The organism is Streptomyces sp. WAC03905 (assembly GCF_057371075.1).
Map to the genome: position 1 here is coordinate 6,700,362 of NZ_JBXYDZ010000003.1, position 15,783 is coordinate 6,716,144.

The 15,783-nt window shown below is 76.1% G+C and carries 12 protein-coding genes; 8 read left to right on the top strand and 4 right to left on the bottom strand.

The window, feature by feature from the left end:
* Positions 1 to 22 precede the first annotated feature (22 nt).
* Entirely contained in the window at positions 23 to 652 is a 630-nt protein-coding gene (locus AC2RP6_RS32775; protein WP_486449458.1) for an isochorismatase family protein, read from the bottom strand.
* Positions 653 to 830: 178 nt separating this feature from the next.
* Between AC2RP6_RS32775 and AC2RP6_RS32780 the strand changes: the two genes are divergently transcribed.
* The 3 genes from AC2RP6_RS32780 to AC2RP6_RS32790 all read left to right on the top strand — a co-directional run bounded on the left by AC2RP6_RS32780 (position 831) and on the right by AC2RP6_RS32790 (position 4,858).
* Positions 831 to 1,832, top strand: coding sequence for a GlxA family transcriptional regulator (locus AC2RP6_RS32780; RefSeq protein WP_486449459.1), 1,002 nt, complete (start codon positions 831 to 833; stop codon positions 1,830 to 1,832).
* Between the two features lie 102 nt (positions 1,833 to 1,934).
* Positions 1,935 to 3,485 carry an SDR family oxidoreductase gene (locus AC2RP6_RS32785; protein WP_486449460.1) on the top strand — a complete coding sequence of 517 codons (1,551 nt, stop codon included), beginning with the start codon at positions 1,935 to 1,937 and terminating at the stop codon, positions 3,483 to 3,485.
* Positions 3,482 to 4,858, top strand: a complete 1,377-nt coding sequence (locus AC2RP6_RS32790) for a cryptochrome/photolyase family protein (RefSeq protein WP_486449461.1) — start codon at positions 3,482 to 3,484, stop codon at positions 4,856 to 4,858. Before AC2RP6_RS32785 ends, AC2RP6_RS32790 begins: the two co-directional genes overlap by 4 nt.
* On the opposite strand, the gene AC2RP6_RS32795 is transcribed toward AC2RP6_RS32790, so the two are convergent.
* Positions 4,849 to 5,901 (bottom strand): MerR family transcriptional regulator, encoded by a 1,053-nt coding sequence (locus AC2RP6_RS32795; protein WP_486449462.1) that lies wholly within the window; start codon positions 5,899 to 5,901, stop codon positions 4,849 to 4,851. The two genes, AC2RP6_RS32790 and AC2RP6_RS32795, sit on opposite strands and share 10 nt — an antisense overlap.
* A gap of 159 nt (positions 5,902 to 6,060) precedes the next feature.
* Here AC2RP6_RS32795 and AC2RP6_RS32800 point away from each other — a divergent pair, with 159 nt between their 5' ends.
* On the top strand, positions 6,061 to 6,681 hold the full coding sequence (locus AC2RP6_RS32800; RefSeq protein ID WP_486449463.1) for a sigma-70 family RNA polymerase sigma factor: 621 nt from the start codon (positions 6,061 to 6,063) through the stop codon (positions 6,679 to 6,681).
* Between the two features lie 93 nt (positions 6,682 to 6,774).
* Positions 6,775 to 7,410 (top strand): TetR/AcrR family transcriptional regulator, encoded by a 636-nt coding sequence (locus AC2RP6_RS32805; RefSeq protein WP_486449464.1) that lies wholly within the window; start codon positions 6,775 to 6,777, stop codon positions 7,408 to 7,410.
* Positions 7,411 to 7,421: 11 nt separating this feature from the next.
* Here the strand turns inward: AC2RP6_RS32805 and AC2RP6_RS32810 are convergent, their stop codons facing one another.
* Both AC2RP6_RS32810 and AC2RP6_RS32815 read right to left on the bottom strand, forming a co-directional pair.
* Positions 7,422 to 8,168 (bottom strand): LmeA family phospholipid-binding protein, encoded by a 747-nt coding sequence (locus tag AC2RP6_RS32810; protein ID WP_486449465.1) that lies wholly within the window; start codon positions 8,166 to 8,168, stop codon positions 7,422 to 7,424.
* A gap of 8 nt (positions 8,169 to 8,176) precedes the next feature.
* A complete protein-coding gene (locus AC2RP6_RS32815) occupies positions 8,177 to 10,420 on the bottom strand; it encodes an MMPL family transporter (protein ID WP_486449466.1) in 2,244 nt (747 codons plus the stop codon).
* A 413-nt stretch (positions 10,421 to 10,833) separates the two neighbouring features.
* Here AC2RP6_RS32815 and AC2RP6_RS32820 point away from each other — a divergent pair, with 413 nt between their 5' ends.
* The 3 genes from AC2RP6_RS32820 (at position 10,834) to AC2RP6_RS32830 (ending at position 15,782) form a co-directional block, all read left to right on the top strand.
* Positions 10,834 to 12,012, top strand: coding sequence for a sensor histidine kinase (locus AC2RP6_RS32820; RefSeq protein WP_486449467.1), 1,179 nt, complete (start codon positions 10,834 to 10,836; stop codon positions 12,010 to 12,012).
* The gene (locus AC2RP6_RS32825) at positions 12,000 to 12,659 is read left to right on the top strand and encodes a response regulator (protein ID WP_486449468.1); all 660 of its coding nucleotides are present in this window, start codon (positions 12,000 to 12,002) and stop codon (positions 12,657 to 12,659) included. Before AC2RP6_RS32820 ends, AC2RP6_RS32825 begins: the two co-directional genes overlap by 13 nt.
* 105 nt (positions 12,660 to 12,764) lie before the next feature.
* Positions 12,765 to 15,782 carry a helix-turn-helix transcriptional regulator gene (locus AC2RP6_RS32830; RefSeq protein WP_486449469.1) on the top strand — a complete coding sequence of 1,006 codons (3,018 nt, stop codon included), beginning with the start codon at positions 12,765 to 12,767 and terminating at the stop codon, positions 15,780 to 15,782.
* Position 15,783: the final 1 nt, after the last annotated feature.

Here is a 15,783-nt window from a genome sequence, read left to right on the forward strand (position 1 = left end):
GCAGACGCCCCCCCCGCGGGGCTCAGCCGAGGTCCGCGGCGGTCGGCACGACCACCCCGTACAGGTCGGCGATGGTCGCGAGGGCGCCGTGGTGGACCTGTTCGGCCGGCACCTGGGCGACCGCCGACCGCAGCGGCCGGGTCGCGCAGGCGTCGGCGACCACGGTCGGCCGGTTGCCGCGCAGGAAGGCGCCCTCGGCCGTGAAGGTCACGCACATGTGGGTCATGAACCCGGCGACGACGACGTCCTCATTGCCCGCGGCGTCCAGGAGTTCGCCGAGGTCGGTGCCGACGAACGCGTTGGGGGCGGCCGTCTTGACGACGACGCTCTCGCCGTCGCGGGGAGCCACCCGGGGGTGGATCCGGCCGATGTCCTCACGGACGTCGTACGGGGTCCCCGCGCCGCCGTCGTGCTGCACGTGGACGATCCTCGTGCCGGCGGCGCGGGCACGGGCCAGCAGGTCGGCCGCGGCGTCGAGGGCGGCCTCCCAGCCCGTCAGCTCCAGCACGCCGCGGGTGTAGGTGTTCTGGTAGTCGACCAGGACCAGCGTCGACCCGGCCAGCGAGGCCGGCTTCTGGTCGAGGCCGTTGAGCTCGCGCAGGGTGGTCGTGGTGACGGGCGCGAGCGCGGTCGTGGACGTGGACGTGGTCATGGAGGTGCCCCCTCGGGCGTCGTACGGTGTGTCGGGCGGTTACGGCCGTCCCTCGTGCGGAGGCCGTGCACAGAACGCTATGAGCACCCGGTAATGTCTGCAATGTCATCCAACTTGCAGAAACAGACATGCGGGCGGGGGCACCTCCGGGCCCCGCCGGCCGCCGAACGGAGACCCGGTGGACAGCAACGGCGCACGGTACGTGGTGGTCGTCCTCTTCGACGGCGTGGACCTGCTCGACGTCACCGGCCCGCCCGAGGTCTTCGCCCTCCTGCGCCGCGAAGTGGGCGACGCCGCCGGCTACGACGTCGTCCTCGCCGCCGAGACCGCGGACCCCGTCACCACCTCCGCCGGGGTCCGGATCCTGCCCGACACGACCTTCACGGAACTGGAGCTGTCCGGCAGGAGCGTCGACACCCTGGTCGTCCCCGGATCGGTCGAGATCGACGACACCGGCCGGCCCCGCGCCGTCGCCGACCCCGCCGTCGTCGACCGGGTGAAGGCGCTCGCCGGCCGGACCAGGCGGGTCGCGTCCGTCTGCGTCGGCGCCCACATCCTCGCCGGGGCCGGGCTCCTCGACGGCCGGCGCGCCACCACCCACTGGTCCACGGCGCAGCAGCTCGCCGACGACCACCCCGAGGTCGAGGTCGACGCCGACCCGATCTTCATCCGCGACCGCGACGTCTGGACCGGCGCGGGCATCAGCGCCTGCCTCGACCTCTCGCTCGCCCTCGTCGCCGACGACTTCGGCGAGGCCGTCGCCCTGCGGGTCGCCCGGCAGCTCGTGATGTACCTGAAGCGGCCCAGCGGCCAGAGCCAGTTCAGCGTCCCCCTGGCACCCCTGTCCACCACCCGGCGCACGGAGGACCTGCGCCACTACGTCACCCGGAACATCACCGGCCGGCTCTCCGTCGCCGACCTCGCCGCACACGCCCACGTCAGCGAACGGCAGCTCACCCGCATCTTCAAGACGGAACTGGGCACCACCCCGGCCGCCTACATCGAGTCGGCCCGCGTCGAGGTGGCGCGCAACCAGCTCGAATCCACCGACGCCACCCTCGACCGCATCGCGACCACCTGCGGCTTCAACACCACCGACACCCTCATCCGGGCCTTCCGCCGCACCCTCGACACGACCCCCACCGAGTACCGCAACCGCTTCCGCAGCCCCGTCCGCTGAAGAGCACACGCCCATCCGGCGTACCCCGTGCATCCGTCGCGCCCGCGATCGAGGAAGACATCAGGGAACCACCCCCGGTCGACGGCGGAACGGAGCACCTCCATGACCGACACCCAAGGGCACCCGGCCCAGCCCCCCGGCCCCCCGCCCTCCGGCGAGCTGTGCCTGGTCACCGGCGCCACCGGATACATCGGCGGCCGGCTCGTCCCCGAGCTGCTCAAGGCGGGACACCGCGTCCGGTGCCTCGCCCGCACCCCCGAGAAGCTGCGCGACCACCCCTGGGCGGGACAGGCGGAGATCGCCCGCGGCGACGTCACCGACGCCGCGTCCCTCGCCGGGGCCCTGCGGGGCGTCGACGTCGCCTACTACCTCGTGCACGCCCTGGGCAGCGGGCGCGACTTCGAGGAGACCGACCGCCGGGCCGCGCGCACCTTCGCAGACCAGGCCCGTGCCGCCGGCGTGCGCCGCATCGTCTACCTGGGCGGACTCGTCCCGCGCGGCGTCCCCGACCGCGACCTCTCACCCCACCTGCGGTCCCGCGCCGAGGTCGGCCGCATCCTCCTCGACTCCGGGGTGCCCACCACCGTGCTCCGCGCCGCCGTCATCATCGGCTCCGGCTCGGCCTCCTTCGAGATGCTCCGCTACCTCACCGAGCGGCTGCCCGTGATGGTCACCCCCAGCTGGGTGCGCACCCGCATCCAGCCCATCGCCGTCCGCGACGTGCTGCGCTACCTCGTCGGCAGCGCCACGATGCCCGCCGAGGTCAACCGCGCCTTCGACATCGGCGGCCCCGAAGTCCTCACCTACCTCGACATGATGCGGCGCTACGCCGAGGTCGACGGACTGCCCCGGCGGCTGATCGTGCCCGTCCCGGTCCTCACCCCGCGCCTGTCCAGCCACTGGGTCGGACTGGTCACCCCCGTACCCCGGTCCATCGCCCGCCCCCTCGCGGAGTCCCTGAAGTACGAGGTCGTCTGCGACGAGCACGACATCGAGGACTGGGTGCCCGACCCGCCCGGCACCCCGATCACCTTCGACAGCGCGCTCTCCCTCGCCCTGCAGAAGGTCCGCGACGCGCAGGTCGACACCCGCTGGTCCTCCGCCTCGGTACCCGGAATCCCCAGCGACCCGCTGCCCACCGACCCCGACTGGGCCGGCGGCAGCCTCTACACCGACGTCCGCGAGCGCACCGTCGACGCCCCGCCGCAGGCGCTGTGGCGGGTCGTCGAGGGCATCGGCGGCGAGAACGGCTGGTACTCCTTCCCGCTCGCCTGGGCCGTCCGCGGCTGGCTCGACCGTCTCATCGGCGGAGTCGGACTGCGCCGAGGCCGGCGCGACGCCACCCTCCTGCGGATCGGCGACTCCCTGGACTTCTGGCGCGTCGAGGAGATCGAACGGGGGCGGCTGCTCAGACTCCGCGCCGAGATGCGCCTCCCCGGCCTCGCCTGGCTGGAGATGTACGCCGAGCGCGACGACCAGGGCCGTACGCGGTACCGGCAGCGTGCCCTCTTCCACCCCCGCGGCCTGGCCGGCCACGCCTACTGGTGGAGCGTCTCGCCCTTCCACGCCCTGGTCTTCGGTGGCATGGCCCGCAACATCGCCCGCACCGCGGAAGCGGCGGCCGGCGCCGGCACCCCGGGAGCGAAGCCATGAGCGTGTCCGTCGTCCTGTTCACCTCGGACCTGCGGGTCCACGACCATCCGCCGCTCCGGGCCGCCCTGGGCCCGCGCACCGAGACCGTCCCGCTCTTCGTCCGGGACCCGGCGGTGGACCGGGCCGGATTCGCGGCGCCGAACCGCCTCGCCTTCCTCGCGGACTGCCTCGCCGACCTCGACCAGGGGCTGCGCCGGCGGGGCGGCCGGCTCGTCGTCCGCTCGGGCGACCCCGTCGCCGAGGTGTGCGCCGTCGTCCGTGAGGCCGACGCCGACGAGGTGCACATGGCCGCCGGGTGCAGTGCGTTCGCCCTGCGGCGCGAGCAGCTGCTGCGCCGGGCCCTGGAGGCCGACGGCCGCCGCCTGTACGTCCACGACGCGGTCGTCACCGCCCTGCCGGCCGGCGCCGTCACGCCGAACGGCTCCGACCACTTCGCCGTGTTCACCCCGTATTTCAGACGCTGGTCGGCGGAGCGGCTGCGCCCGCCGCTCGCCGCCCCGCGCGTGGTCCGGGTGCCGTCCGGCATCCGCTCCGACGACCTCCCCGCCCGTCCGGGCGCGGGCACCCTTTCGGCGGGACTGGCGGTCGGCGGCGAGGAGGAGGGCCGCCAGCGGCTCGCGCACTGGCTCGACCGGCACGCCGACGCGTACGAGGAGGGTCACGACGACCTCGCCGCGGACCTCACCTCCCGCCTCTCCCCGTACTTCCACTTCGGCGCGCTGTCGGCCGCCGAGGCCGTGCACCGCGCCCGCGACCGGGGCGGAGCGGGCGCCGAGGCCTTCGTACGGCAGCTGTGCTGGCGCGACTTCCACCACCAGCTCCTCGCCGCCCGCCCCGCCGTCTCCGACGCCGACTACCGCACCCGGTCCGACCGCTGGCGGCGCGGCAAACAGGCCGAGGCCGACCTGCGGGCCTGGCAGGACGGCCGGACCGGCTATCCCGTCGTGGACGCGGCCATGCGCCAACTCGCCCACGAGGGCTGGATGCCCGGCCGCGGCCGACTGCTCACCGCCTCGTTCCTGACCAAGACGCTCTACATCGACTGGCGCGCCGGAGCACGCCACTTCCTCGACCTGCTGGTCGACGGGGACGTCGCCAACAACCAGCTGAACTGGCAGTGGATGGCCGGTACCGGCACCGACAGCCGCCCCAACCGGGTCCTCAACCCGGTGATCCAGGGCAAGCGGTACGACCCGGAGGGGGAGTACGTCCGCCGCTGGGTGCCCGAACTCGCCGGGCTGCGCGGCCCCCGGGTCCACGAGCCGTGGAAGCTGGACGGCGCCGAACGGGCCCGGTACGACGGCTATCCCGAGCCGCTGATCGCTCTCCCGGACGGGCTGGCCCGCTTCCGCAGGGCCCGCGGTCAGGGCTGATCCGGGGGAGCGGACCGCACCGCCCCCTCGCCGGCCCGGGCCCCCGCCCCCGCGGCTGCCGTGTCGCACAGCCCGCTCAGCAGGGCCAGGGCGTCCCGCAGCCCGCGGGGACGCAGCGTGCCCGGGGCGAGGGGCTGACCCGCCCAGCCCGGGCCCGTCGGCAGGACGGCCGGCCGGGCGCGGGCACCCCGCACGCCCCACACGGTGTCGGCGACGTGCCGGGCCAGCGGAGGGTTCGCCGTCGACCGGGCCTGGGACCACAGCACGACCGCGGCGGGCCCCGTCCGGCGCACCGCCTGGTCGAGTGCCTCGGGCGGCACGGCCGGCCCGAACATGAGGGTGGGCAGGCCCAGTTCGGCCAGCCCCGCGGCCAGCGCCTCCAGGGCGAGGGTGTGCTGCTCGCCGGGCACGCAGGCGAGCAGCACCGGGGGCACGCCCGCCCTCGCCCCGGAGGGCGGAGGCTGGGCGGCGCGGCGCAGCGCGCTCGACACGTGCCAGGACAGCAGGTGCTCGACCTCGACGTACCGGTCGCCCGAGGTCTCCCACTTGCGGCCCACGGCGTGCAGGGTCGGCGCCATCACCTCCTCCCAGGCGGTGACCAGGCCGTACTGGTCGATCACGGAGGCCAGCATGTCGTCCACGGCCCAGGCGTCGAGGCGTACGGCGGCCCGCCCCAGCCCGCGGCACTCCTGGCGCACCGCCCCCAGCGGCAGGCCGTTGCCCGAACCGGGCCGCCGGACCGGCCGGGGGAGCGGTACCGGGTCGACGGGCGGCGGGGGCGGCCCGGGCGGCGCGGGCCGTGCGGGCGACGGGCCGGTGAGAGCGGCCCGCGCGGCTTCGGCGGGCGGGATCCCCGACGAGGTCAGCCGGCACATCTCGTGCAGGACGGCGACGTCCTCGGGCGTCCACCGCCGGTGCCGGCCGTCCTCGCGGGCGGCCGGTCCGATGCCGTAGCGCCGGTCCCAGGAACGCAGGGTCGTCGGGGCGACCCCCAGGCGGCGGGCCACCGCCCCCGTGGTCAGGCCGTGTGCGGACTCGTTCATGACTCCATGATGCGACGCACAACCGATGCGAGTGGTGCGAAAGCGTGCACCGGCGCGAATCTGGAGGCGCCAGCCCCGGCCCCACCAGGCCAGCCAAGGGGCGCACCCGCCCGCCGACCGGCCCCCAGCCGGTCCGGTCCCGGCCCGAGGAGCAGCCGTATGACCGCCCGGAGCGCCACCGTCCAGCCGTCCCCCCCGACCGGGGACGGGCTCCTCGACCACGAGGTCGCCGAGGGCTTCGTCCGCGGGGACGAGCAGTGCCTGACCGCCGCCTACCGTCGCTGGGGCGGCCTCGTCCAGGCCCTGGCCGCCCGTACCCTCGGCGATCCCCGGGAGGCCGAGGACGTCAGCCAGCAGGTTTTCCTCGCCGCCTGGCGGGGCCGGGCGGGCTACCGCCCCGAGCGCGGCGCCTTCCCCGGCTGGCTCGTCGGCATCACCCGGCGGAAGATCGCCGACGCGCTCGCGGAGCGCACCCGGCGGCTCGCCCTGGTCACCGCGGCCGGCGCCGAGCTCCCCCCGCCGGACGAGCCCGCGGTCGGCCCCGAGGCCGTCCTGGACCGGCTGCTGATCACCGGAGAGCTGGCCAAACTGCCGGGCCCGCAGCGGGAAGTGCTCGCCATGGCCTTCTACGGCGACCTCACCCAGACCCAGATCGCCGAGCGCACCGGAATGCCGCTCGGCACGGTGAAGAGCCACACCCGGCGGGGTCTGCACCGGATGCGCCACCGCTTCGCCGCCTCCGCCCGGGAGGCGGACGCGGCCGTGGCCGGCTGCGCCTGAGGGGCGCAGAGGCGGGCGCCCGCCTCCCGATCCCCCGCAGCCCCCCTGCGGGGTGCGAAAATACCGGCGAGGCGTACGGCGGAGGGAGCAGCGGTGGCGGAGGCGGACGACCGGGTGCCCGGCCCGGCGCCGGTACGGGTGGACGGGCGGACCGAGCGCGGACGCCGTACCCGGGACAGGATCGTGGACGCGCTGCTCGACCTGCTGGACGAGGGCGTCGTGGAGTTCCCGGCCGACCGGGTCGCCGAACGCGCGGGCGTCTCGCGTCGGCTGGTCTTCCACCACTTCGCCGACATGTCGGAGCTGGTGGACCTCGCCATCACCCGGCGTCTGGAGCAACTGGCCGAGCAGATCAGGCCGTTGCCGGTGAGTGGCCCCCGCCGGGCGCGGGTGGAGGCGCTGACCGAACAGCGCGCGCGGATCCTGGAGTGGATCACCCCGGCGCGGCTGACGCTGATGCGGATCGACCACCCGTCGCCGCGCATCCAGCAGGTCACGGACGAGGCGTTCGCGGACGCCCGGCGCAAGGTCGGGGAGGTCTTCGCGGAGGAGCTCGGCCGCCTGGACGAGAACCGGGCGGCCGAACTCCTGGACGGCCTGGACGCCGTCACCACGTGGGGGGCCTGGCACCACTGGCGCTCCGGCGGGAAGAGCCCGCGGGAGGCGCGCGCGGCGATGGCGGCCACCGTGCTGAACCTGCTGGCGGCGGGCGACCAGCCGCGGGGATGACCTGCGACTCCTCAGACCTGGCGGACGCCCTCGGCCCGCGCGGTCACGGTGACGCCGTCCGCGCCCACCGAGACGCCCGCGGGTCGCAGGCCGAGGGGCAGCTCGGGCAGGGTCCGGGTCTGCCGGGCGAGCGCCTGCGCGATGAGCGGACTCGACGGGTCCATGGCCCGGCCGGCCACCGAGGCCGCCGTCGGGCGCAGCGAGACGACTCCGTCGTGGAGTTCGACGCCCGCCGTGAGCACGACGGGTGCGCCCAGCACGCTGCGGCGGATCAGGAGCCGGCCGTCCCCGGCGTCGGAGATCCGGGTGTCGCCGTCCGGGCCGTCGCCCAGCGAGGAGTACGGGGCGGTGAAGCGGGCCGAGGCCGAGTCCGCCGTGAAGCCGTCGCCCTCGCGCGTGACGTTGTCGAGGGTGATGTCGGCCTTGACCGGTCTGCCCCGGTCGGTCGTCGCGTCGGCCCGCACCCGTACCCGGGGGTAGTTCGCGCGGGCGGCCTGGAGGAGGAACGGCAGCCCCTCGATGTCCACGTCGGGGCGTCCCGCGAGGTTGGCCTGCCGCTCGCCGATCCGGTCCGCCAGCCGTTCCTCGGCCAGCGTGCGGGCGACGGAGTCGGTGACGGGCAGCGTGAGCAGCAGTACGCCGGCCACGGCTGCGGCGAGCAGCGCGCGGCGGCCCCGGGAGCGGGGCGCCCGGGCGGCGGGCCCGGCCGGGCGGCGGCCCGCGGTGTCGCCGGGCCGTGGGGTGGTGCGGGGGAGCATACGGAACCTCACCGGGTCGGAAGGGGGCTGGTGGTGGTCTCGCCGGGTTCCGGCGCGGCGGCTGCGGGCCGTTCCCCCGGCAGGGTGTGGGCGGTGCCCTCGATGTCGAGCTCGGGCAGGATCCGGTCGAGGCGGCGCGGCAGCCACCAGCCGCGGTCCCCGAGCAGGGCCATGGTGGTGGGGACCAGCAGCCCGCGGACGACGGTGACGTCGAGGGCGACGGCCGCCGCGAGGCCGGTGCCGAACATCTTCACCACCGGGTCGTCCGAGATCAGGTACGCGAGGAAGACGCTCACCATGATCAGCGCGGCGGAGGTGATGATGCGGCCGGTCGAGGCGAGGCCGGCGACCACCGCATGCCGGCTGTCGCCGCTCGTCAGCCATTTCTCGCGCACCGAGGTCAGGAGGAACACCTCGTAGTCCATGGAGAGTCCGAACAGGACGGCGAACATCACCAGCGGTACGTAGCCGGGGACGGGCACCGGCCCTTCCAGGCCGATGAAGCGTGCGCCCCAGCCCCACTGGAACACCGCGGTGAGCACGCCGTACGCGGCGGCCACCGACAGCAGGTTCAGCACGGCGGCCTTCAGTGCGAGGAGCGGCGCGCGGAAGGCGGCCAGGAGCAGCAGTCCTGCGACGAGCACCACGGTCCCGATCACGACGGGCAGCCGGTCCGCCAGGCGGTCGTTGAGGTCGGTGACGGCGGCCGCGGCCCCGCCGACGTGTGCGTTCCCCGCCCCGTCCGCGGTGGCCGCGGGCAGGGTGTCGGCGCGCAGGGTGCCGACCGGCCGGGCCGTCGCCGGGTCGCCGGGGCCGGTGGTGGGCGTGACCTGCCAGCGGACGGTGCGGCCGTCGGCGGTGAGCTGCGGCGGGCTCACCGAGGCCACACCGGGGGTGGCGGCCAGGGCGGTGGAGACCCTGGCCACGCGGGCGTCCTGAGGGCCGGCGGCCGGCGCGGGCAGGGTGTCGGTCACCTGGAGGGGGCCGTTGACGCCGGGCCCGAACGCCTCGGAGAGCTGTTCGTAGGCGGTACGGCTGGCCGAGCCGGCGGGTTTGTCGCCGGCGTCGAGCTGACCGAAGGACAGCTGGGTGGCGGGCGCGGCGAGCAGCAGGAGCAGAGTGAGGCCGGCGAGCAGGTGGCGCCAGGGGCGGGCCGTGACGCGGTCGGCGATCCGTTGCCAGCCGTGGACCGCGGGGGCGGGCGCGTCCGCCCCGCCGGGTGCGGCGGCGCCCTCCTCCCGGGCGGCGCCGAGGAAGCGGGCCAGCAGGCTCAGCAGGGCGGGCAGCAGGGTGAGGGTCGCGGCCACCGCGAGGAGCACCGCGATCGCGGGGGCCAACGCCAGGGCGCGCAGCAGCGGCAGCCCGCCGAGCGCGAGCCCGGCCAGCGCCGCGACCACGGCGCACCCGGCGAAGGCGGAGGCCTTCCCGGCGGTGGCGGTGGCCAGGGCGGCCGCCTCCACGGCGGGCACGTCCCGGCCGCGGAACTCCCGGAAGCGGGTGAGGCAGAACAGCGTGTAGTCGATGCCCACGCCGAGGCCGATCATCGCGGCGATGGTGGTGCCGGAGGAGGGCATGTCCATGAGGTGCCCGGCCAGGCCGACGGCGGCCAGCGACGCGACCAGCCCGGTGACCCCGATGACCAGGGGCAGTCCGGCGGCGGCCGCCCGCCGGAAGCCGACGAAGAGGATCACGGCCGCGGCGCCGAGGCCGATGAGTTCGCTGTGTCCGGTGTCCGGCCGGTCCACGGCCGCGGCCAGGTCGCCGCCCGGCGTGACCTCGATCCCGGCGGCCACGGCCGGCCCGGCCGCGTCGGTGATCCGCTCCGACAGTTCGGGGGTGATGTCGCGGCCGGTGACGTCGAGGCCGACGACGAGCTGGGCGGTGTGCCCGTCACGGCTCATCGAGGCGGTGCCCGCGCTGTCGTGGGGCACGACGACGCTCACCACGTGCGGCACCTCGGCGATGGCCCGAGCGCTGCGCTCGACGGCGTCCCGCGCGCTCTCATCGGTCAGGGCCGGGCCCCCGGGTCCGGTGCGCAGGACGAGGGGCTGGTTGCCGGAGGCCGGACCGGGGAAGGCCGTCGCCGCCGTGTCCAGGGCGGCCTGGCTGTCACTGCCCGGAATGGTCACCGCCTCGCTGGTCACGCGCCCGTACGTCATGACGGCGCAGCCGAGCGCGAGGAGCAGCACGAGCCAGGCGCCGATCACCCGTCTCGGCCGACGGGCGCACCAGCGCCCCAGGGTGAGGAACATCCGGGCCCTCCGTGATCCGCAGACAACATGTTGCACTTACCGTGCAGCTTTACGCTTGCACTTGCAGTGCAAGGATGTCAATCGGAGCCCGCAGGCAGTCGGGTGCGTCGAACACCGCACCGGCCGGCGCGCCCCCGGGCGTCCCGCCCGCCGCCCGCAAGGCAGTCGTTCCGCAGGGCCGGAGCCGGCCGCACCACGTCCGACTCCGGTACGCCCGGCACCCAGCACCCGCACGGAGGGTGAAATCGGGCCTCGGGCGGGTACCGACCCGTCCGGGACGTGGCTTTCTGGCGTGCGCCCGCTGGGGCAAAATGCCTGGTGTCACCGGCAACTGCGGGCCTCGCGGCGCATCGTCCCCACGGTACGCCCCGGACCCCGCGCCGCCCACGGCTCGGGAAGGTGTGGTCCTGGCGTTGCAGTCCTTACAGATACGCCGCATACGAGCACTGCGCGGAACGACCTCCATAAAGTCCGGGCTGAACAGGGCCCAGTCCTTCCTGATCGTGGCCACCCTGCTCTACCGGGGCAGCCACCTCACGGTCGCCGTCATGGCCGTCGCCCACCGCCCCTGGAACCTGCCCCTGCAGCACCTGGGCCTCGCCGCGGCCCTGGGGCTCAGCGCGCTGACCTACGGCACGGCCCTGCGCCGGGGCAGCTTCGACCGGCGGCACATCTGGGCCGACGTCCTCGTCACCGGATGCGTCCTGCCCCTGGCCCTGTGCGCCTGGGGAGGCGTGCGCGAACCGCCCACCATCGCCTGGGCGATGCTGCTCGGCGGCTCCGCCAGCGCCGCCGCGGCCATCTCCCTCGACCGCCTCCACGCCGTCGCCGCGGTCGCGCTGCTCCTGGTGACCCACTTCATCGGCTACCAGAGCGTCGGCGCGACCCCCGCCGTCGTCGTCGGCCACCTCAACTCGCTCGTGTCGTCCGCCGTCATGACCTGGGTCTTCCGCTGGTACCTGCGCCGCCAGGGCCGCCTCCTCGACGAGGCCAACGCCCGCGCCCTGGCCGCCGAGGCCCACAAGGCCCGCTACGCCGAACGCCTCGAACACCACCGGGCCCTGCACGACACCGTCCTCGCCACCCTCACCACCCTGGCGGCTGGCGCCGTCGACGCCAACGCGCCCGAAGTGCGCCGCCGTTGCGCCCGCGAGGCCGACTACCTGCGCCGCCTGATCCAGCAGACCGCGGACGAGGCCCCCCACCGCGAGATCGGCGCCGCCCTGGAAGAGGCCGTCTCCTCCGTGGAAAGCCTCGGACTGCGGGTCACCGCCCAGTACCACGCCCTGCCGCACGTACCGCCCGAGGTCGCCGCCGCACTGGGGCACGCCGCCCGGGAGGCCCTCAACAACGTGCGACGGCACGCCGGCACCGGCCACGCCTACCTCACCGCCGCCGCCGACCCGGACGGCAGCGGTGCGGCCGTCGTCACCGTCGTCGACCGCGGCCCGGGCTTCGACCCCGCCCGCTGCGAGCCCGGCCTCGGCCTGCGCGGATCGGTCCACGGCCGGATGACCGAAGCCGGCGGCCGGGCCACCGTGGACACCGCCCCCGGCGAAGGCGTACGGGTGGAGCTGAGATGGCCGGGGTGATCACCGTCGCCGTGGTCGACGACGACCGGATGCTCCGCGACGGACTGCGGGCCTGGCTCGACGGCGTACCCGACCTGCGGCTCGTCGCCACCGCCGGCACCGTCGGGGAACTCCTCGCGGACCCCGCCCGGCACGGCCCCCCGGACCGCCCGCCGGCCGACGTCGTCCTCCTCGACCTCGTCCTGCGGGACGGCTCGGACCCCGCCGACAACATCCGCCGTCTGCTGCACACCGGTACCCGCGTCCTCATGATCAGCACGGTGCCGGACCGCTCCCGCATCATCGAGGCGATCCGGGCCGGCGCCGACGGCTACCTCACCAAGGACCACGACCTGCCGACCCTGGTGGCCGCCGTCAAGGACCTCGCGGAGGGCCGGGGCGCCCACTCCATGGAACTCGCCTTCGCCTGCGCCTACGACGACAGCCCCACCCGCCCCCGGCTCTCGCCACGGGAGCGGCAGATCCTGCTCGACTACGCCTCCGGCATGACCCTCAAGTCCGCCGCCCGCCGGGCCGGCATCACCGTCCACACGGCCAAGGACTACCTGGACCGCGTCAAGGCCAAGTACCAGCAGGCGGGCCGTCCCGCCCACACCAAGCTCGACCTCGCCCTGCGCGTACGGGAGGACAGCCTCGACGGGGGATGACACCCGCCGCAAGCCCCCCAAACAGGCGGCTTCCGGGGGAGCCCCGCTCCTCGTATCGTCACCCGGGCGGTGCCTCGGACGGCCCGCCGGGAAGGGGACGAGCCGGTGACCGCACTCTGGTCGGGGGGGCCGGCGGGGCCGGCCGAGGACCGCACCGCCGCGGGTGACGCCCGCGGCCCGCACCGGGGGAGGGGCCGACTCGTCGGGCGCACGGCCGAGACGGCGCGGATCGCGGCCTCCCTGGCCGCCGCCCGGTCCGGGCGGGGCGGGGCCCTGTTCGTCACCGGCGAGCCCGGGGTCGGCAAGACCCGCCTCGCCACCGAGGCCCTCGCCGAGGCCGCCGCGGCGGACATGGTCACCGTCCGCGGGCGGGCCAGCACCGTCGGCCCGCCCGTCCCCTACCGGCCGCTCGTCGAGGCGCTGCTCCTGCTCGCCCGCGCCGGGCTGCTGCCCGACCCGGAGGAAGTGGGCGGCTACGGCCCCGTCATGGACCGCCTGCTGAACGACCCCCCGGGCACGGCGGACACGCCGGACACCGCGGACGGCCGCCCGTCCCCCCTCACCGTCGCCGAAGCCGTGCTGCGGCTGCTCGCCGCGGTCGGACGGCAACGGGGCTGCCTGCTCGTCCTCGACGACCTCCACGACGCCGACGCCGGCACCCTGGCCGTCGTCGAGTACCTCCTCGACCACGTCGGCCACCTGCCCGCCCTCCTCCTGCTCGTCGCGGGGCGCACCCCCCGCGCGGCCGCCGGACTGGCCCTGCGCGCCCGCCAGCGGGAGGCCGCCGAAACCCTCGACCTCGCCCCGCTGACCCACCCCGACGTGCGCCTCCTCGTCGCGGACGAGCTGGGCGTCGCACCGGAGGAGGTCTGCCCCGAACTCCTGGACCGCGCGGTGACCGGGAGCGCCGGCATCCCCTTCGTCGTCAAGGAACTCGTCCACGACCACGCCGGCCGCCCCACCCACCACGGCGGCCGGACCCCGTCCGTGCCCCCCGCCGTCGCCGACGACGTCAGGCGGCGGACCGCGGCGCTCGGGCCGCTCGGCACGCGCTTCCTGCGCACGGCCGCCCTGTTCGGCAGGCGCTTCCCCCTGCCGGTCCTGGAGCACGCGATGGGCGTCGACCACACGGCCCTCTCCGAGGTCCTGCGCGCCGCCCTCGCCTCTTCCCTCATCACACCCGACGGACCGGGCGCCCAGTGGTACGCCTTCCGCTACCCGCTCGCGGCCGAGGCGCTCCTGGACGACCTCGGCCCCGGCGAACGCGCCCGCCACGCACGCGGCGCGGCGCGCGCGCTGGCCCACCTCCACCCCGGCCTGCCCGGAGCCTGGCGCGCGCACGCCGCCCGCCTGCACGAACACGCCGGCGAGGCCCGGGAGGCCGTACGCCTGTACTGCGAGGCGGCGCGGTGGGCGACGGCCGGGACCGCCCCCGAACAGCCCCTGGAGCAGGCACCGGAGCCGCCCCGCCGGCAGGGTCCGGAGCAGGCCCTGGACCTGCTCAGCCGGGCCCACCGCCTCCTGGAGCCGGGCACCGTCGGACCCGAACTGCACGCCACCGTGCTGGAACTGCTGCTGGACGCCGTCGCCCGCTCGGGCCGCCTCGACCGCCTGCCGGCCCCGGCCGGCCCCGACGAGCGGGTTCCCGCCGCGCGCCGCGCCGGGATCCACGCCCGGCTCAGCACCATCGCCACCCTCGCCGGCCGCCCCGACGAGGCACTGCGCCACGTCGACACCGCCCGCTCCCTGCTCCCGGGACACCCCGCCGACGGCCACACCGCCCTCGTGGACCTCGCCGCGGCCCACGCGGAGCTGGGCCGGCCCGCCCCCGACCGGCTGCACACCGCCGCCCGGCTCGCCCGCCGGGCCGTCGACGGCGCCCGCGGCGGCGACCGGCCGGACGTCGCCTGCGGAGCCCGGCTGCTGCTCGGACAACTGGCCCGGGCCGAGGACGAAGCCTCGGCAGCCGTCCATTTCGAGCGGGCCCGCGCGATCGCCCTCGCCCACGGACTTCCCGCACCGCGTGCGGCCGCCGACGTACAGCTGGCCGTCACCGCGGCCGGACACGACGAACGGCCGACCCGCCTGGAGCGGGCCCGCCGGCAGGCGAGGCGCGCGGGCCTGCGGCCGGCCGCGCACGAGGCCGGCTTCGCACTCGCACTGGAGCACGTCCGGCGTGGCGCTTTCGACGAGGCCCGTGACGGGATCGCCGAGGGCACGGCCGAAGCCGCCGCGCTGGGACTGGACCGGCCCCTCGCCCTGTTCCGGCTCGCCGACGCCGTCCGGTACGCCCACCAGGGGCGGCGCGCCGAGATGACCGCGGCGCTGGAGCGCCTGGAGCCGCTCCTCGACGCCGCCCCCGGCCTGCGGGCCCTGTCGTACGGAGCCGCCCGGGCCTTCTGCTCGCTGCTGGAGGAGCGGCACGACGCCGCGGAGCAGCAACTCGCGCGGGCCCTGGCCCACGACACGGAGAACCCGGCCACCGTCGACTTCGGCCGGCACGGCCCCGTGGTGCTCCTCGGCGTACTGGCCGGCCGCATGGGCCGTCGGCACTGCTCCGGCCCGCCGCGGGCCGGAGCCGCCGGTACCCGTTGGAACCGCCAGTTCACCGGCTTCGCCCACGCCGTGCTGCTGGGCCGCGAAGGACGCCGGGAGGAGGCCACGGCCGTCGCCGCCGAGGCGCTGGCGGCGGCCGCCCCGTACCCCCTGGCCCGCCGCCTGTGCCTGCGGCTGGTGGCCCGCCCCGCGTTCGAGGACGGCTGGGGCGCGCCGGTCGAGTGGCTGCGCGAGGCCGAGGAGTACTTCCACGCCGCCGGCCACCACCAGGCCGCCGCGGCCGGCCGGGCCCTGCTGCGGGGGATGGGCGCGTCCGTCCGGCAGCGGCGCGCGGGCACCGAACAGGTACCGCCCCACCTGCGCAGGTCCGGCATCACCGTCCGCGAGTTCGAGGTGGCACGCCTGGTCGCGGAACGGATCAGCAACCGGGACATCGCGGGCCGGCTGCACATCTCGCCGCGCACCGTCGAGAAGCACGTGGCGAGCGTCCTGCAGAAGACCGGCCACCCGAACCGGGGCGCCTTCGCCACCGCCGCCCGCGACCTCGTCCCGCGCGTGCCGGCCTGAC